11 protein-coding genes are annotated in these 18,558 nt (G+C 74.5%); 3 read left to right on the top strand and 8 right to left on the bottom strand.

Going from position 1 to position 18,558, the window contains the following annotated elements:
* Positions 1 to 329 precede the first annotated feature (329 nt).
* A complete protein-coding gene (locus ACH4SE_RS16085) occupies positions 330 to 2,939 on the top strand; it encodes a glycosyltransferase family 1 protein (protein ID WP_398543992.1) in 2,610 nt (869 codons plus the stop codon).
* Between the two features lie 70 nt (positions 2,940 to 3,009).
* Here the strand turns inward: ACH4SE_RS16085 and ACH4SE_RS16080 are convergent, their stop codons facing one another.
* The 3 genes from ACH4SE_RS16080 to ACH4SE_RS16070 all read right to left on the bottom strand — a co-directional run bounded on the left by ACH4SE_RS16080 (position 3,010) and on the right by ACH4SE_RS16070 (position 7,040).
* The gene (locus ACH4SE_RS16080) at positions 3,010 to 3,219 is read right to left on the bottom strand and encodes a cold-shock protein (RefSeq protein WP_398543991.1); all 210 of its coding nucleotides are present in this window, start codon (positions 3,217 to 3,219) and stop codon (positions 3,010 to 3,012) included.
* A gap of 167 nt (positions 3,220 to 3,386) precedes the next feature.
* A complete protein-coding gene (locus ACH4SE_RS16075) occupies positions 3,387 to 5,732 on the bottom strand; it encodes a M4 family metallopeptidase (protein ID WP_398544104.1) in 2,346 nt (781 codons plus the stop codon).
* 375 nt (positions 5,733 to 6,107) lie between these two features.
* The gene (locus ACH4SE_RS16070) at positions 6,108 to 7,040 is read right to left on the bottom strand and encodes an RNA polymerase sigma-70 factor (RefSeq protein WP_398544103.1); all 933 of its coding nucleotides are present in this window, start codon (positions 7,038 to 7,040) and stop codon (positions 6,108 to 6,110) included.
* A gap of 283 nt (positions 7,041 to 7,323) precedes the next feature.
* Between ACH4SE_RS16070 and ACH4SE_RS16065 the strand changes: the two genes are divergently transcribed.
* Entirely contained in the window at positions 7,324 to 8,862 is a 1,539-nt protein-coding gene (locus tag ACH4SE_RS16065; protein WP_398543990.1) for an MFS transporter, read from the top strand.
* Between the two features lie 11 nt (positions 8,863 to 8,873).
* Here the strand turns inward: ACH4SE_RS16065 and ACH4SE_RS16060 are convergent, their stop codons facing one another.
* The 5 genes from ACH4SE_RS16060 to glgX form a co-directional block, all read right to left on the bottom strand.
* Complete coding sequence (locus tag ACH4SE_RS16060) at positions 8,874 to 10,742, bottom strand: ABC transporter ATP-binding protein (protein WP_398543989.1); 1,869 nt, start codon at positions 10,740 to 10,742, stop codon at positions 8,874 to 8,876.
* Positions 10,739 to 12,562: an ABC transporter ATP-binding protein gene (locus ACH4SE_RS16055; protein WP_398543988.1), complete on the bottom strand. Its 1,824-nt coding sequence runs from the start codon at positions 12,560 to 12,562 to the stop codon at positions 10,739 to 10,741. The genes ACH4SE_RS16060 and ACH4SE_RS16055 overlap by 4 nt, the downstream gene beginning before the upstream one ends.
* Before the next feature lie 71 nt (positions 12,563 to 12,633).
* Positions 12,634 to 13,380 carry an SDR family NAD(P)-dependent oxidoreductase gene (locus ACH4SE_RS16050; RefSeq protein WP_398543987.1) on the bottom strand — a complete coding sequence of 249 codons (747 nt, stop codon included), beginning with the start codon at positions 13,378 to 13,380 and terminating at the stop codon, positions 12,634 to 12,636.
* Between the two features lie 69 nt (positions 13,381 to 13,449).
* The gene (locus ACH4SE_RS16045; RefSeq protein WP_398544102.1) at positions 13,450 to 14,748 is read right to left on the bottom strand and encodes an MFS transporter; all 1,299 of its coding nucleotides are present in this window, start codon (positions 14,746 to 14,748) and stop codon (positions 13,450 to 13,452) included.
* A 73-nt stretch (positions 14,749 to 14,821) separates the two neighbouring features.
* Positions 14,822 to 17,035 carry a glycogen debranching protein GlgX gene (gene glgX / locus ACH4SE_RS16040; RefSeq protein WP_398544101.1) on the bottom strand — a complete coding sequence of 738 codons (2,214 nt, stop codon included), beginning with the start codon at positions 17,033 to 17,035 and terminating at the stop codon, positions 14,822 to 14,824.
* 255 nt (positions 17,036 to 17,290) lie between these two features.
* On the opposite strand from glgX, the gene ACH4SE_RS16035 reads away from it, so the two are divergent.
* The gene (locus tag ACH4SE_RS16035; RefSeq protein ID WP_398543986.1) at positions 17,291 to 18,547 is read left to right on the top strand and encodes a CHAT domain-containing protein; all 1,257 of its coding nucleotides are present in this window, start codon (positions 17,291 to 17,293) and stop codon (positions 18,545 to 18,547) included.
* Positions 18,548 to 18,558: the final 11 nt, after the last annotated feature.

Genomic DNA, 18,558 nt, shown 5'->3' with positions numbered 1-18,558 from the left:
TACCCCGACGCGCGCCCCCTGATGCGCGCCCGCGTACGCTCCGCCGGAGCGCGGTGCCACGAACGAGCCGCGCGCGAGCCGCGCGACCCGGGCCCGCGGCGCCGCCCCGCGCGGGCCGCCGCACGGCGGTTCCGGCAGGCGGCGACCACGGACGGCGGAGCCGCGTCACCGCGACGACATTTCCCCGTCACCTCTGGTACACAAGGCTGAACGCGCCCGCGCCCGTACCTCCGGGGCCCTCGCCCCGATGCGCCGCCGTTCGAGCGTTTGAATCACCGGAATGGGGACAGGACCCGCGGCCCCCGCGCCCGCCGGGCTACGGTCGAAGGGTGAAGGCTATCCGTCGATTCACCGTGCGCACCGTCCTGCCGGAACCTCTGCGCCCGCTGGGGGACCTGGCCCAAAATCTCCGCTGGTCCTGGCACCAGGAGACCCGGGAGCTGTTCCAGTCCGTCGATCCGGACGGCTGGCGCGCCGCCCAGGGCGACCCGGTGCGGCTGCTCGGCACCGTGGGCAAGGACCGGCTCGCCGCCCTGTCCGGCGACCGGCGCTTCCTGCGCCGGCTGACCGCCGCCGCCGAGGACCTCGCGGACTACCTGGGCAGCCCCCGGTGGTACCAGGAACAGACCGACCTGCCCGCTGCCGTCGCCTACTTCTCACCGGAGTTCGGCATCACCTCCGCCCTGCCGCAGTACTCCGGCGGCCTGGGCATCCTGGCCGGCGACCACCTCAAGGCCGCGAGCGACCTGGGCGTCCCGCTCATCGGCGTCGGCCTGCTCTACCGGCACGGCTACTTCCGCCAGACGCTCTCCCGCGAGGGCTGGCAGCAGGAGCACTACCCCGTCCTCGACCCCAACTCCCTCCCCGTCACGCCCCTTCGGGAGGCGGACGGCACCCCCGCCCGGATGAGCCTGGTGCTGCCCGGCGGCCGCGCGCTGCACGCCCGGATCTGGAAGGCCCAGGTCGGACGGGTGCCGCTGCTGCTGCTCGACTCCGACGTCGAGGGCAACGGGCCCGCCGAGCGCGACGTCACCGACCGGCTCTACGGCGGCGGCAGCGAGCACCGGCTGCTCCAGGAGATGCTGCTCGGCATCGGCGGGGTGCGGGCGCTGCGCGCCTACTGCCGCATCACCGGCCACCCCGCGCCCGAGGTCTTCCACACCAACGAGGGCCACGCCGGCTTCCTCGGCCTGGAGCGCATCCGCGAGCTGTCGCTGGACGGCCTGGACTTCGACGCCGCCCTGGAGGCGGTGCGGGCCGGGACCGTCTTCACCACCCACACCCCCGTCCCGGCGGGCATCGACCGCTTCGACCGCGAGCTGGTGGCCCGCCACCTCGGCGAGGGCGCGGAGCTGGCCGGTGTCGACACCGGGCGGATCCTCGAACTGGGCATGGAGACGCACCGCGGCGGCGACCCCAACCTGTTCAACATGGCCGTCATGGGCCTGCGGCTGGCCCAGCGCGCCAACGGCGTGTCCACCCTGCACGGCGCCGTGAGCCGCGAGATGTTCGCCGGACTGTGGCCCGGCTTCGACCCGGAGGACGTGCCGATCACGTCCATCACCAACGGCGTGCACGCCCCCACGTGGGTTGCCCCCGAGGTGCTGCGGCTCGGCGCCCGGCAGCTCGGCGCGCAGCGCGCCGAGGACGCCCTCATGACCGGCGGCACCGACTGCTGGGAGGCCCTCGGGGCCATTCCCGACGCCGCCCTGTGGGAGCTGCGCCGCAAGCTGCGCGAGCAGCTCGTCGCGGACGTGCGGCGCCGGCTGCGCGCCTCCTGGCGGCAGCGCGGCGCGGGCGAGGCCGAGCTGGGCTGGACCGACCGGGTGCTCGACCCGGAGGTCCTCACCATCGGCTTCGCGCGGCGCGTGCCGTCGTACAAGCGGCTCACGCTCATGCTGCGCGACCAGGAGCGGCTCACGGAGCTGCTGCTGCATCCCGAGCGGCCGGTCCAGATCGTCGTGGCCGGCAAGGCGCACCCCGCCGACGACGGCGGCAAGCGGCTGGTGCAGGAGCTGGTCCGCTTCACCGACGACCCGCGGGTGCGGCACCGCATCGTCTTCCTGCCCGACTACGACATGCGCATGGCCCGGCTGCTCTACCCCGGCTGCGACGTCTGGCTCAACAACCCGCTGCGCCCGCTGGAGGCGTGCGGCACCTCCGGCATGAAGGCCGCCCTCAACGGCTGCCTCAACCTGTCGGTGCTCGACGGCTGGTGGGACGAGTGGTACGACGGCCGCAACGGCTGGGCCATCCCCACCGCCGACGGCGTCGCCGACGAGGACCGCCGCGACCAGCTGGAGGCCGCCGCCCTCTACGACCTGCTGGAGCGCCAGGTCGCCCCGCGGTTCTACGACCACGGCGGCCGCGGGCTGCCGCAGCGCTGGATCGAGATGGTCCGGCACACCCTCACCACGCTCGGCCCCAAGGTGCTGGCGGGCCGCATGGTCCGCGAGTACGTCACCCGGCTCTACGCCCCCGCCGCGCGCTCGCACCGCGCCATACAGGGTCCCGCCGCGGTGGAGCTGGCCGAGTGGAAGCAGCGGCTGCGCCGCCAGTGGCCGCAGGTGTCGGTGGACCACGTGGAGACCGACTCCGTCGAGGGCACCCCGGAGCTGGGCTCCACCCTCACGCTGCGCACCCAGGTCACCCTGGGCGGGCTGGACCCGTCCGACGTGGACGTCCAGCTGCTGTCCGGCCGGGTCGACGCCGCCGACCGGATGGCCGAGCCCGCGGTCCAGTCCCTGAAGCCGGCCGGGCGGTCCGACATGGCGGGCCGGTACGTCTACGAGGGCCCGCTGACCCTCGACCGCACGGGTTCCTTCGGCTACACCGTGCGGGTGCTCCCCTCCCACCCGCTGCTCGCCACCCCGGCCGAACTCGGCCTCGTGGCCTTCCCCCCGGACTCCGCGGGCATGACCGCCGGGATGCTGCGCTAGCGGCACCGGCCGGGGCCCCAGGGGCGCGGGAACCCGCGCCCCTGGGAACGCCCCGCGGGGCGTTGCCGGATTACGGCTGGAGGGTCTTGATGTTCTCGGCCTGCGGGCCCTTCTGGCCCTGCGTGACGTCGAAGGACACCTTCTGGCCCTCGATCAGCTCGCGGAAGCCGGTCGACTGGATGTTCGAGTAGTGGGCGAAGACGTCGGAGCCGCCGCCGTCCTGCTCGATGAAGCCGAAGCCCTTTTCCGAGTTGAACCACTTCACGGTTCCGGTTGCCATATTGCATCTCCTACATGTGGGGCACTTTCAGCTCCGCACTGTACGGACCGAGACCACCGGAGCCGATCACCCCACACCGGAGAAATGCCGCAAAAACAGAAACGGACCCGGGCCGGCCTGTGCCGGCCGGCCCGGGCGCGTACCGCCGAACGGGTGGTGCGGCCGCGTCAGCTCGCGTTGACGGCGGTGTCGTCGAGCAGGAAGGACGTGGCGTACGAGGAGTCCTCGGTGCCGGTGAACTTCAGAGTGATCGTGGAGCCGATGTACGGGGTGAGGCTCACGGTCCGCTGCACGTAGCCGGTGCCCTGGTTGACGTTGCTGTAGGTGGCCAGGGCGGTGCTGCCGGCGGCGACGGTGAACTTGTCGTAGGCCGTGCTCGTGCCCTCGTCGGAGGAGATGTAGAGGTAGAAGCTCAGGCTCGCGCTGGTGCAGCTCGCCGGGATGGTGACCGACTGGGAGACGGTGTCGGTGTGGGTGGTGCCGTAGCCGTCGAACCAGGCCTTGTAGGAGCCGGAGTGGGCCGGGGCGTCGGTGCTGCTGTCGATGACGCCGGTGGAGGCCGTCCAGCCGGTGCTGCCGCTCTCGAAGCCGGGGTTGGCCAGCAGCTGGCCCGCGGTGCAGGTGCCGCCGCCGGTGCTGGTGACCGCCCAGCTGAAGGAGGCGGTGCCGGTGGCGTTCGCGGAGTCCTTGACCGTCACCGTGACGCTGTAGGTGCCCGCGGCGGATCCGGTGGTGCCGGAGATCAGGCCGGTGGAGGCGTTGACGGCCAGGCCCGGGGGCAGGCCGGTCGCGCTGTAGGTCAGGGCGCCCGAGGTCGTCGAGCTCGCCTGGATCTGCAGGCTCACCGCGGTGCTCACCTTGGTGGACTGGTTACCGGGGTTGGTGACCGTCACGCCCGTCGGGCTGGAGACCCGGCTGCCGACGCCGATGGCCGCCCAGGTGTTGGCCACGGTGTTGTACGTGGCGCTGCCCTGGCCCCACAGGTCGGCCGCCGCCTGGAGCGACTGGGTGCGCGCCGCCGCGTAGTTGGTGGTGGACGTGAAGCGCTCGGTGAGCGACTTGTACCAGAGCTTGAGGGCGTTGTCCCGGCCGATGCCCGGCACCGACAGGCCGTCGTAGGTGGGGCTGTTGTAGCTGACCCCGCCGACGACCTTCGCGCCGCTGCCCTCGGACAGCAGGTAGAAGAAGTGGTTGGCCGGGCCCGAGGAGTAGTGCACGTCCAGGCCGCCCAGGCTGGAGGACCAGTAGTCCTTCGAGCCGCCGTCCTTGCTCGGCTTGTCCATGTAGCGCAGCGGGCTGCCGTCGCCGTTGATGTCGATCTTCTCGCCGATGAGGTAGTCGCCCGGGTCGCTGGTGTTGCCGGCGTAGAACTCCACGCCGGTGCCGAAGATGTCGGACGTCGCCTCGTTCAGGCCGCCGGACTCGCCGGAGTAGTTCAGGCCCGCGCTGTTGGAGGTGACGCCGTGGCTCATCTCGTGGCCCGCGACGTCCAGCGCGGTCAGCGGGTGCGCGTTGCCGCTGCCGTCGCCGTAGGTCATGCAGAAGCAGGAGTCGTCCCAGAAGGCGTTGACGTACGAGCTGCCGTAGTGGGTACGGGAGTAGGCGGCCCTGCCGTCGTCGGCGATGCCGTTGCGCCCGAAGGTGTTCTTGTAGAAGTCCCACGTCTCCTGGGCGCCGTAGGCCGCGTCGACGCCCGCGGTCTGGGCGGTGGTGCCGTTGCCGTCGCCCCACGTGTCGTCGGCGTCGGTGAACAGCGTGCCGGTGCCGGACGTGCCGTGGTTCAGGTTGTACGTCTTGTGGCCGCCGCGGGTGCCGTCGGTCAGCTGGTAGGTGCTGCCGGACAGCGTCGTGGTGATGTTCACCTGGCCGCTGTACTCGCTGTTGCCGACACCGGTCTCGACGCCCTCGTACTCGAAGAGCTCCTTGCCGGAGTTCGCGTCGGTGACGACGTGCAGCCGGCTGGGCGTCCCGTCGTCCTGGAAGCCGCCGAGCACGGTCTCCCAGGCGAGCACGGGGGCGCCGGAGGCGGCCCACACGACCTTGCGCGCCGACTCGACCACGGCGGAGCCGTCGTGCAGCGCCTTCGCGCGCGACAGGCCGCCGGCCTTCACCTCGTCGGCGCCGATCCTCGCGGTGGTGGACGGCACGGCGACCGCCGCGCCGGTGGCCCTGTCGACGCCGGTGGTCGCGCCCAGCGCGCTGGTGTGCACCACCAGGTCGCCGCCGAGCACCGGCAGGCCCTGGTAGGTGCGCTCGTAGCGGGTGTGGGTGCTGCCGTCGGCGTCCTGGACGACGGACTTGACGACCAGTTTCTCCTGGGCGCCCAGGTGCAGGGACGACGCGGTCGCGGCCGCGCCGGCCCGGGCGTGGGAGACCAGGGCGGCCTGCTGGGCGGGGCTCAGCGCGGCGGGCAGCGCGCCGGCCCTCGGCTGTGCGTGGGTGTTCGCCGTCTGGCCGGACCGCGCGGCGGGGTCTGCCGCCGCCGTCCCGGCCGGCAGGGTCACGGCGAGCATGGCCGCGCCGGCGACCAGCGCGCCGGCGGCCACTGCCGTGCGGCGCGTACGGGGGGATCGTGCCACTCGTCACTCCTTCTGCGGCGGCCGTGGGTGACGGCCGGTGACAGTCCGGGCGGGAGGGGTTGGTGATCCGCCCGGATAGAGCTGCGGATGTGCTGCGGATCGGGGCACAGAGTGGCACTCTTTACCTGTTCATGTCAGTCCCATGGTGCGAACTTGGCTGAAAAACGTCCGGTGAACGGAAAGTGGGATCCGTATAGCGGACGCATGTTGCCGCGGTGTTGCACCCCCGGGGAATCGGCGGCGGCACCGGTGCGCCGGGCGGGGGACGTTCGGGGGTCAAAGGGGTGAACCGGGCGCGTGTGCCCGGGGCTACGAGCGGCGGCTCACCGCGGTGTGCCGGGTGACCCGGGAGAGCTTCTCCGGATTGCGCACGCTGTAGAGGCCGGAAATCAGGCCGCTGTCGATGCGCACCGCGAGCACGGCGTCGAGCGCCCCGTCGTACCGCACCAGCAGCGCCGGGCCGCCGTTGACCTCGACCGGTTCGAGCGTCCGGGTGCCCTGCCGCCGGTACCACCCGCCGGCCAGCAGCCGCGCCACCTTGGGCGCGCCGGTGACCGGGCGCACGAGGGCGTGCACCACCCCTCCGCCGTCGCTCAGCGCCACCACGCCCGGCGCCAGCAGGTCCAGCAGCCGCTGGAGGTCGCCGTTCTCCACCGCCGCCTGGAAGGCGTCCAGCACCGCCCGCGTCTCGGCAGGTGAGACGCTGCCGCGCGGCCGGCGCGCGGCCACGTGCGCGCGGGCCCGGTGCGCGATCTGCCGTACCGTCACCGGGGTCTTGTCGACGGCCGCCGCGATCTCGTCGTAGTCCAGGTCGAAGACCTCGCGCAGCACGAACACCGCCCGCTCGGTCGGGTTGAGGGTCTCCAGCACCAGCAGCATCGCCATCGACACGCTCTCGGCCAGCTCGACGTCCTCGGCCGCGTCCGGCGCGGTGAGCAGCGGCTCGGGCAGCCACGGGCCGACGTAGGACTCCTTGCGGCGGCCCAGCGCACGCAGCCGGTCCAGGGCCTGCCGGGTCGTGATGCGCACCAGGTAGGCGCGCACCTCGCGGACGGTCCCCGGGTCGACGCCGACCCAGCGCAGCCATGTCTCCTGGAGCACGTCCTCCGCGTCGGCGGCCGAGCCCAGCATCTCGTAGGCGACGGTGAAGAGCAGGTTGCGGTGCGCCACGAACGCCTCCGTCGCGGCGTCGACCCGGTCCCCGCGGGCGGTGCCCCCGTCCCCGTCCGCGCGGCCGGACACGGCCGCCTCCGCCACCCCGTCGCCCGTCGTGCCCACTGCCGACCCCTCCCCGTGTGCCGCACGGCCGTCACCGCGCCGTCCCGCGCACAAGACGCCCGCCGCGGCCGGATCGTGACAGCCGCGGCCGGTGTCGCTCGTCACAGACGCACCCTGTCACACCGCCCGGGCCGCGGGCGTCTGGTGGGCGTCGGGCGCCGGGCGGACACCTCCGGGCGGCGTCCCGGCCCGGAACGTCCGGCCCGGGACGTCCGGCGCGAGTGCCCGATGCGAGAAGGAGACGGCCGTGGCAGTGCACGACGCAACCCCAGGGACCGGGCCGGTCCCGGAAACGGCCGCGGGCGCGGCCGACGACCCGCGGCGCTGGCTGGTCCTCGGCGTCATCGCCGTCGCGCAGTTCATGGTCGTCCTCGACCTGACGGTGATGAACCTCGCGCTGCCCTCCGCGCAGCGCGCGCTCGGCTTCGGCACCGCCGACCGGCAGTGGGTCGTCACGGCCTACGCGCTCTCCTTCGGCAGCCTGCTGCTCTTCTGCGGGCGGCTCGCCGACCTCTTCGGCCGCAAGACCACCTTCCTGACCGGCCTCATCGGCTTCGCCGCCGCCTCGGCCGTGGGCGGCGCCGCGACCGGCTTCCCGATGCTGGTGACCGCCCGCGCCTGCCAGGGCGTCTTCGGCGCGCTGCTCGCGCCGTCCGCCCTGTCGCTGCTGACCACCACCTTCAAGGACCCGCGCGAGCGTGCCCGGGCGTTCGGCGTCTTCGGCGCGGTCGCGGCGGCCGGCAGCGGCCTGGGCCTGCTGCTCGGCGGCGCGCTCACCACGTACCTGTCCTGGCGCTGGTGCATGTACGTCAACGTGGTCTTCGCCGTCGTCGCGGCCTTCGGCGCCGTCACGCTCGTCGGAAAGCAGCAGCGCGCGCCCGGCGGGCGGCTGGACGTGCCCGGCGTGCTCACCGTCTCCGGCGGGATGTTCTGCCTGGTCTACGGCTTCGCGCACGCCGGGTCGCACGGCTGGGGCAGCGCCGCGACGGCCGCCTTCCTGGCGGCGGGCGCCGTGCTGCTGGCCGTCTTCGCCGTCCTCCAGGCGCGCACCGCCCACCCGCTGCTGCCACCGCGCGTCGTCCTGGACCGCAACCGCGGCGGCGCCTACCTCACCGTCCTGGTCCTGGGTGCCGCGACCTTCGGCGTCTTCCTCTTCCTCATCTACTACATGCAGGTCATGCTCGGTTACCGGGCGATCCGCTCCGGGGTCGCCATGCTCCCGATGGTGCTCGTCAGCGGCGTCGTCGCGGTGCTCGGCAACACCCGGCTGCTGCCGCGCACCGGCCCGCGGCCGATGGTCTTCGGCGGCATGCTGCTCGACGCGGCCGCCATGGCCTGGCTGACCCGCGTCGGCGAGCACTCCGGCTACTGGTCCGCGCTGTTCGGCCCGCTGGTGGTCGTCGGCGCGGGCAGCGGCCTCATCTTCGGCATGGTCGCCGCCACCGGCACCTTCGGGGTCGGCCCGCAGGACGCCGGTGTGGCCTCGGCGAGCATCAACACCGGGCAGCAGCTCGGCGGATCGATCGGCACCGCGCTGCTCAACACGATCGCGGCGAGCGCCGGCGCCGACTACACCGCCGCGCACGCGCACGGCAGGCCGAGCGCGCACGTCCTCCGGCTCGCGGCGATCCACGGCTACACCACCGTCTTCTGGTGGTGCGCCGGGATGTTCGCGTGCGGCGCCCTCGGCGCCCTGGTGCTGCGCCGCGGCCCGCTGGCCCGGCCCGCGGACGGGTCCGGCCCGCAGGCGCCGGCACCGGAGGCGGCGGCGCCGGCCGCCGGGTGAGGCGCGGCGCCTCAGGCCAGGCCGTCGCGCCAGGCGGCGTCCAGGTGGGCGTAGTGCCCGCCGGAGGCGATCAGTTCGGCCGGCGGGCCGTCCTCGACGATCCGCCCGCCGCTCATCACCAGGACGCGGTCGGCGATCTCGACCGTGGACAGCCGGTGCGCGATGACCAGCGCCGTACGGCCGTCCAGCACCGTGCGCATCGCGTGCTGGACGGCCCGCTCGCCGGGGACGTCCAGGGACGAGGTCGCCTCGTCGAGGATCAGCACGCCGGGGTCGGCCAGCAGCGCCCGGGCGAAGGCCACGAGCTGGCGCTGCCCGGCGGAGATCCGCCCGCCGCGCTTGCGGACGTCGGTGTCGTAGCCGTCCGGCAGGGCCGCGATGAAGTCGTGCGCCCCGATCGCGCGGGCCGCCGCCTCGACCTCCTCGCGGCCCGCGTCGGGCCGTCCGATGGAGATGTTGTCGGCCACCGTGCCGGAGAACAGGAACGCCTCCTGCGTCACCATCACCACCGCCCGGCGCAGGTCGGAGGTCGAGAGCTCGGCAAGGCCGGTGCCGTCCAGCAGCACCCGCCCGCCCGTCGGGTCGTAGAACCGGGCGAGCAGCTTGGCCAGCGTCGACTTGCCCGCGCCCGTCGCGCCGACCACCGCGACGAGCTGCCCGGCGGGCACCCGCAGGCTGAACTCCGGCAGCACCTCGCCGCCCGTGCGGTAGCCGAACCGCACCCGGTCGAAGACCACCTCGCGCCCCGGGCGGCCGTGCCCGGCCGGCGGCAGCGGGGCCGGGCTCTCCGGCTCGGGGACGGTCGGCGCCTGCGCGAGCAGCCCGGCGATCTTCTCCAGCGACGCGGCCGCCGACTGGTAGGAGTTGAGGAACATCCCCAGCCGGTCGATCGGGTCGTACAGCCGCCGCAGGTAGAGCACGAAGGCCGCGAGCACGCCGAGCGCCATCCCGCCGCCCGCGACCCGGTAGGCGCCCCACACCACGATGCCCGCGACGGTGGCGTTGGCGATCAGCCGGGAGCCGACGACGTAGCGGGCCATCTCCAGGATCGCGTCGCCGTTGGCCCGGTAGTGCCGGTGGTTCAGCTCGTCGAAGGCCGCGTCGTTGGGCGCCTCGCGGCGGAAGGACTTCACCGGGCGGATGCCGTTCATCGTCTCGGTGAACTTGACGATGACCGCCGCGACGGCCGTCGAGCGCCTGCGGTACGCGACCATCGAGCGCCGCTGGTAGATCCGCACCGCGGCGTACAGCGGCACGTACGACACGAGCGTGACCAGGCCCAGCCGCCAGTCCAGCACGATCAGCAGCACCGAGATGTACACGCAGCTCAGCGCCACCCCGATCAGCTCCTCCAGGCCGTCGGTCAGCAGCTCGCGGATCGACTCGACGTCGGAGGTGGCGCGCGAGATGAGCCGGCCCGAGGTGTAGCGCTCGTGGAAGTCCAGGCTCAGCGTCTGCGCGTGCCGGAACATCCGGGCGCGCAGCTCGATCAGTACGTCCTGGCTGATCAGCGCGGCGACGCGGATGAACGCCCGCTGGAGCAGCCCGGCCGCGAGCCCGCAGCCCAGATAGGCCGCGGTGACGGCCACCAGCGCGCCGTGCCGCCCCTCCCGGACCTGCGGGATGGCGTGGTCGATCGCGTACGCGACCAGCAGCGGCCCGGCCTGCACCGCCGCCTGCTGCACCAGCAGCAGCACGGTGGCCAGCCACAGCGGCCGGTGGTGCGGGCGCAGCAGTGAACGCAGCAGCACCGACTGGGCGTCGGGCGGAGCGGGCAGCACGTCCCGGTCGAAGGCGTCCGGTTCCGGCGGCGCCGCGCCGGGGGCCGCCGGCCCGGTCCGCTCCGGCTCGCCGACCTGCTGCTCGGTGGCGGACGTCATCGGGCGTCGCTCCTCTCCAGGGGCGCCTCGGATCCGAGGCCGGACATCAGGTGGCGGTACTCGGCGCTGGACCGCAGCAGTTCGGCGTGGGTGCCGACCGCGGTGATCCGGCCGCCGGACAGCAGCGCCACCCGGTCGGCGAGCTGGACGGTCGACGGGCGGTGCGCCACCACCAGCGCGGTCGTCTCCCGCAGCACCTCCCGCAGCGCCGCCTCGACGAGCGCCTCGGTGTGCACGTCGAGCGCGGACAGCGGGTCGTCCAGGATCAGGAACCGCGGCCGCCCCACCACCGCGCGGGCCAGCGCGAGCCGCTGCCGCTGCCCGCCGGACAGGCTCAGCCCCTGTTCGCCGACCTGGGTGTCCAGCCCCTGGGGCAGGGTGTGGACGAAGCCGCACTGCGCGACCTCCAGCGCGCGCAGCACCGCCCCCTCGTCGGCGCCGGCGGGACCCGCGCCCATCGCCACGTTCTCCCGCACGCTCGCGGAGAAGAGGGTGGGCTCCTCGAACGCCACCGAGACCAGTTCGCGCAGCCGGGAGACGGGCATCGCCGCGGTGTCCGCGCCGTCCAGGGTGATCCGCCCGGCGGTCGGCTCGTGCAGCCGCGGTACGAGCGCGGTCAGCGTCGTCTTGCCGCAGCCGGTCGCGCCGACCAGGGCCGTCGTCCCGCCGGCCGGGACGTGCAGGTCGACGCCCGCCAGCAGCGGCGGGCTCCCGGCGGGTGCGTCCGGGTAGCGGAAGGCGACACCCTCCAGCCGCAGGCCGTCGCCCTCGCGCACCGGGTCCCCGGGGCCGGCGCCGTCCTCCTGCGCGGCCTCCGCGCCCGCGGTGTCCATGGGCTCGAAGTAGCGGTCGGCGGCGGTCGCGGCCTCGTTGCTCATCGCCAGCAGGAAGCCGATCGAGTCCACCGGCCAGCGCAGCGCGAGCGCCGTGGACACGAAGGCGACGAGGGTGCCCGCCGACAGCCTGCCGTCGGAGACCTGGAGCACCCCGACGAGCAGGGCCGCGCCGATGGCCAGCTCCGGCAGCGTCATGATGATCGCCCACAGGTCCGACAGCAGGTCGGCCTTGCGCAGTTCGGTGCGCCGCAGCTCGCGGGCCCGGGAGTGGAAGGCCTGCGACTGGGCGCGGTGCCGCCCGAAGGCCTTGACGATGCGGATGCCGAGCACCGACTCCTCGACCAGCGTGGCCAGGTCGCCCGCCTGGTCCTGGGCGCGGCGGGCGGCGAGCGCGTAGCGGCGCTCGAAGCGCGTGGACAGCACCATGAGCGGCACCGCGGGCCCGAGCACCACGAGCGTGAGCAGCGGGGACTGGGTGAGCAGCACGACGACGCCGATCAGCAGCGTGGTGCCGTTCACGAACAGGAAGACGAGCGGGAAGGCCAGGAACATCCGCAGGATCTGCAGGTCGGTCGTCGCGCGCGACAGCAGCTGACCGGACGCCCAGCGGTCGTGGAAGGCGACCGGGAGCCGCTGCAGCCGCCGGTAGAGGTCCGCCCGCATCGCCGCCTCGACCCCGGCGAGCGGCCGGGCGACCAGCCACCGCCGCACCCCGAACAGCCCCGCCTCCGCGACGCCGAGGGCCAGCAGCAGCCCGCCGCCCAGCCACACCCCGGACGGGTCGCGGTCCTTGACCGGACCGTCCACCAGCCACTTGAGCACGAGCGGGATGAGCAGCGACATGCACGAGGCGGCGACGCCGACGGCCGCCGACACCGACAGCCGCAGCCGCACCGGCCGCACGTACGGCCACAGCCGCAGCAGCGAGCGGACCGAGGACCGCGGACGGACGGCGGGCGCGGAGTCAGGGGCGGTGGCAGACATCACCCCTGACACTACGGTCCCCCCTGCACCGCCTCACATGGTTTTCGCCGCGGCGGCGCAGGGTTCACGCGTCAGACGGTGAAGCCGCCGTCCGCGTGCACCACCGCGCCGGTCACGTACGAGGCCGCGTCCGACGCCAGATGGGCCACGACCGCCGCGATCTCGGCCGGTTCGGCGTAGCGGCCGAGCGCGGTCAGGCCGCGCACGGTGTCGGCGAAGGGGCCGTCCGCCGGGTTGGCGTCGGTGTCGGTGGGCCCCGGGTGCAGCAGGTTGACGGTGATGCCGAGCGGGCCGAGATCGCGGGCCAGGCCCTTGGTCAGGCCGGCCAGCGCGCTCTTGGTGAGGGCGTACAGGGCCAGGCCGGGGAAGGGCGTGCGCTCGGCGACGTTGCTGCCGAGCGTGATGATGCGGCTGCCCGGGCGCATGTACCGGGACGCGGCCCGCGCCGCCAGGTAGGGCCCGCGGACGTTGACCGCGACCGCGCGGTCGAAGTCCGCGGCGCCCAGGTCCGTCACCGGCCCGGTGACGTACACCGCGGCGCAGCACACGAGGACGTCCAGCCGCCCCCACTGCTCCGCGACCCGGTCGACCGCGGCCGCCGCCTCGGCGCCGTCCCCGCTGTCCGCGCGCAGCGCGAGCGCCCGCCGGCCGAGGGCCCGCACCTGCTCCGCGACGGCCTCCGCGCTGTCCTTGTCCTTCTCGTACGTGATCGCGACGTCCGCACCGCCCGCCGCGAGCCGCCGCGCGACCGCCGCGCCGATGCCGCGCGAGCCGCCGGTGACCAGGGCGGTCCTGCCGCCGAATTCGTTGGTGTCCATACCGGTCATGCTGGTCGGCGCGGCTCCCGGAAGCTGGCGGGATTCGGCCGTCGAGCCGGGGGTGCGCCGTCAGCGGGCGCGGCGCAGCCCCCGTACCGCGGGGACGGACAGCAGGGTGACGGCGACGCACACGGCCGCCACGCCGCCCGCCTGGAGGACGTGCCGGGCGCCGAGGGCGGTGGCGGCCGGGCCCGCGAGGGCCTGGCCGACGGGGAGCATCGCGACGGAGCCGGCCACCTCGTAGGCGTGGATGCGGTTGAGGATCTCGTGGGGCACCTGCGTCTGGACGCTCGTCGCCCAGTTGACGCCCCAGAAGGCGCCGCCGATGCCCGCCACGAACACGCACGCGCACAGCCACGGCATCGGCAGGTCCAGGCCCACCGACGCGGGCATCAGCGCGAAGGCGAAGATCCCGAAGCTGCCCGCGCGCAGCGGCCGGTCGGCCCGCAGCCGCATCGCCGTGAGCGCCCCGACCGCGGTGCCGGCACCCAGCGCGGAGTTCATCAGGCCGTACGCGCCCGCGCCGTGCTCGGGGATGATCTGGCCCGCCGCGAGCGGGACGAACGGGCCCACCACGCACAGCGTGTAGACGGTCCAGACCAGGATCACCGACCACATCCACGTCCGCGCCCGGAACTCCCGCCAGCCCTCGGCGAGATCGGCCCGGAAGCCGCCCGGCGCCCCCTTCCCGGTGACCTCGCGGGCCCGCCCGCCGGCCGCCGGCAGCCGCAGCGCCAGCAGGCACAGCGCGCTGGTCAGATACGTCGTGGCGTGCACGGCGAAGACCGCGCCCGCCGAGGTGAAGCCGACCAGCACACCGGCCAGCGCGGGCCCGGCCAGGCTCGCGCCCGACTCGGCGGCCCGGGTCACGGCGTTGGCCCCCTGTACGTCCCGTGCGACCCGCACCACGGTGCTGGCCACCCCGGGCTGGAAGACCGCGGCGCACGTGCCGTTGACCACCCCGATCAGCAGCACCTCCCACAGCCTGACGCTGTGGGTGAGGAAGAGCACGGCCGCGGCGGACTGGGTGCACACCCGCGCCAGGTCCGCGCCGATCATCATCCGGCGCGCGTCGAACCGGTCGGCGACGACCCCGCCGAAGATCACGAAGCCCGCGAAGCAGGCGGTGGTGGCCGCCATCACCAGGCCGATGTCACCGGCCGAGTAGCCGTACGACAGCAGGCCCGCGGACAGCGCGACCGGCAGCATCGTGTCGCCGAGCATGGCCACGGAGCGGGCGGTGAAGTACAGCCGGAAGTTGGCCGACCAGAGCGAACTGCCGGGCGCGGCCGGCCCCTGCGGCGCCAGGCGGCCCCCGGGGCCGGCGGCAGCGGGGGAGCGGGGTGCGGAGGACGTCACCGGGCACATAGTGGACTGGACCACTGCGGGAGTCCAGCGGATTCCGTTTCCGCAGGCCGGAGAGGGTGCGGGAGCCGGCCCCCTACCGCGCCGCGCGGTACAGCCGCACCGAGCGGGGGCCGAGTTCGACCGCCGTGCCCGCCGGGGTCGGAGGGTCCGGGGGCGGGGTGCGCTGCTCCTCCGAGGCGGTGTCGAGGAGGGGTTCGTACTCCCCGGCCCAGGGCGGGCCCGGCAGGGTGAAGGAGGCGGGCAGGTGGCCCGCGTGGACGATCAGGAGGAAGCTGTCGTCCGTGACGGGCTCCCCGCGGGAGCCGCGGTGCGGGATGTCCGCGCCGGACAGGTACATGCCCAGCGTGGCGGAGTGCGCGAACCACTCCTCGTCCGTCAGCTCGGCGCCGTGCGCACCGAACCAGGCGACGTCCCGCAGGCCTTCGGGGGTCTGCGCCAGGCCGGAGAAGAAACCGCCGCTGCGCAGCACCGGATGGGCGCGGCGCAGCGCGATCAGGCGGGCGGCCAGGTCGCGCAGCGCGGCCCAGCCGGGGTCGCCGAGCAGCGACCAGTCGACCCAGCTCGTCTCGTTGTCCTGGCAGTAGGCGTTGTTGTTGCCGCCCTGGGTGCGGCCCATCTCGTCGCCCGCGACGAGCATCGGCACCCCGGTGGACAGCAGCAGCGTCGCGAGCAGGTTGCGTATCTGCCGCCGCCGCAGCGCGAGGACGTCCGGGTCGTCCGTCGCGCCCTCGGCGCCGCAGTTCCACGAGCGGTTGTCCCCGGAGCCGTCCCGGCCGTCCTCGCCGTTGGCCTCGTTGTGCCGCTCCTGGTAGCTGACGAGGTCGCGCAGCGTGAAGCCGTCGTGCGCGGTCACGAAGTTGACCGAGGCGTAGGGGCGGCGGCCGCCCCAGTCGTAGAGGTCGCTGGAGCCGGACAGCCGGTAGCCGAGGTCGCGCAGATCCGCGGTCGCGCCGCGCCAGAAGTCCCGGACGGTGTCGCGGTAGCGGTCGTTCCACTCCGTCCACAGCGGCGGGAAGGCGCCCACCTGGTAGCCGCCCGAACCGACGTCCCACGGCTCCGCGATGAGCTTGACCCGGCGCAGCACCGGGTCCTGCGCGATGACCGCGAGGAAGGGGGAGAGCATGTCGACGTCGTGCATGGAGCGGGCGAGCGCCGCCGCGAGGTCGAAGCGGAAGCCGTCGACGCCCATCTCCGTCACCCAGTAGCGCAGCGAGTCGGTGATCAGCCGCAGGACGTGCGGCTGCACGACGGCCAGGGTGTTGCCGCAGCCGGTGTAGTCGGCGTAGCCGCGCGGGTCGGCGCCGAGCCGGTAGTAGCCGCGGTTGTCGATGCCGCGCAGCGACAGCGTCGGGCCGCCCTGGCCGCCCTCGGCCGTGTGGTTGTAGACGACGTCGAGTATCACCTCGATCCCGGCGGCGTGCAGCGCCCGCACCATCCGCCGGAACTCCCCGACCTGGGCGCCGCCCGAGCCGCTCGCGCTGTAGGCGGCGTGCGGGGCGAAGTAGCCGATCGAGTTGTAGCCCCAGTAGTTGGAAAGGCCCCGCCGCTCCAGGTGCTCCTCGTGCGCGAACTGGTGGACGGGCAGCAGTTCGACGGCCGTCACGCCGAGGGAGGTCAGGTGCTCCAGCGCCGCGGGGTGCGCCAGTCCGGCGTAGGTGCCGCGCAGTTCGGGCGGCACGCCCGGGTGGCGGCGGGTGAAGCCGCGGACGTGCAGTTCGTAGATGACGGTGTCGGACCAGGGGGTCTTCGGGCGGTGGTCGTCCTGCCACTCGTCCGCCTCGGCCCAGTCGTCCACCACGACGCCCTTGGGCACGAAAGGCGCCGAGTCGCGGTCGTCGCGCACGGTGTCGGCGACGCCCGGTTCGGGCCAGTCGCGCACGTGCCCGTACACCTCGGGGACCAGCCGGAAGTCGCCGTCCACCGCGCGGGCGTACGGGTCGAGCAGCAGCTTCGCCGGATTCCACCGCGCCCCCGTCCACGGGTCCCAGCGGCCGCCGACCCGGAAGCCGTAGCGCTGGCCGGGCAGCACGCCGGGCAGGAAGCCGTGCCACACCTCGTGCGTCAGCTCGGCCAGCGGCGCCCGCGTCTCGGTGCCGTCCGCGGCGAACAGGCACACCTCGACGGATTCCGCGCCGCCCGCCCACAGCGCGAAGTTGGTGCCGCCGCGCCCGTCGGGCCCGGTACGGAAGCGGGCCCCCAGCGGCTCCGGGGAACCCGGCCACACCTCGGCCGCCGGCGTCGCGGGGCCGCGGGCCGGGGGCGCCGCGACGGGCCGGGGCGCGGGCAGCCGGAGGCCGGGCGCCCATCCGGGCACCCCCGTTTCGCGTGCCTGCGACACCTGCGTCCTCCCGCGGCTCGGGCACGGCGGTGGCCTCGCCCGGCGTCCCGTGCCGGCGGCCTGCCGTGTACCTGCCCTCTACCTTCCCCCCGCGCGCCCCGGACTCACACCCGGCGCGGCCGACGGTCCCGGCGGTGTCACGGCGGGATACCGGTCTTTTCCGTGGCTTACCGGACTCCGGGCCGGACGGCTACATTTGGCACCATGTCAGCTGAGCCGCCGGGCCGCCGCGGCAGCGTCGTCGACCGGCAGCTCGCCCGGGCGCGGGAGTGGGACGCCCTGGTCGCGCGGGTCCGCTCGCTCGGGCCCGGCTTCGCGGACTTCCTGCGGCCGCCCCGGCTGGAGTCGCTGCTCCCCGCCGTCGGCACGGGCACCCTGGCGATGGTCAACGTCACCAGCACGCGCTGCGACGCCCTGCTCGTCGAGGCCTGCGGTGTGCGCGGCGTCCCGCTGCCGGACCTGGACGCGCAGGAGGCGGCCGAGCGCGTGTCCGGCCACATCGACCGGCTGGGCCGCGTCGACGAGGCCGCCGCACACGTCCGCCGCACCGGGCGGCGGGCCCTGGCCGACCCCTCCTTCGGCACCTTCCACGACCACCACACCGCCAAGCGGCACCTGCGCGCGGCCGAGGAGGAGCTGGACGCCCGGCTGCTGGACGACCTGGGCTGGCTGTGGCGGACCGTGGCCGACCCGGTGCTGCGCGCGGCGGCCTCGAACCGCGTGTGGTGGTGCCCGACCGGCCCGCTCGGCTTCCTGCCCCTGCACGCCGCCGGGCACCACGACGGCAGCGGCCGCAGTGTGCTCGACCGCGCCGTCCCGTCCTCGGTGCCGACCCTGCGGGCGCTGGCCCGCGCGCGGACCGAACTCCTGGGCGGCGCGGACCGGATGCTGGTCATCGCCCCCGCCGCCGGCCCGCCCCTGCCCCAGACCGCCGCCGAACTCGACCTTCTGCGCGGGCTGTTCCCGCCGCACCTGCTCACCGTCGTGGAGGGCGCGGACGCCACCCGCGAGCGCGTCCTCCGCGAGCTGCGCGACCACCGCTGGGCCCACTTCAGCTGCCACGGGCGGCAGAACCTGCTCGACCCCTCGCACGGCGGCCTGCTGCTCGCCGACGGCGTCCTCACCGTCGCCGAACTCGGCGCCGAGCGCCTCGACGGCGGCTTCGCCTTCCTGTCGGCCTGCATGACCGCGACGGGCGGGGTCCGGCTCGCCGACGAGGTGATCACGCTCGGCGCCGGGCTGCACTACGCCGGCTTCCGGCACGTCCTGGCGACCTTGTGGTCCGTGGACGCCGAGGCCGCCTCGGCGTTCGCCGCCGAACTCTTCCCCGGGCTCGTCACCGCCGGCCGCCTCGACCCCGCCCGTACCGCGGGCGCCGCGACGCGCGCGATGCGCCGGCTGCGCGACGCGGAACCCGAACGCCCCAGCCGCTGGGCGGCGTTCACCCACACCGGCCCCTAGGTCCCGGCGTC

It is taken from the genome of Streptomyces sp. NPDC020983, assembly GCF_044333485.1.
GTDB lineage: Bacteria > Actinomycetota > Actinomycetes > Streptomycetales > Streptomycetaceae > Actinacidiphila.
This window is presented reverse-complemented; position numbering and strand designations above follow the sequence as displayed.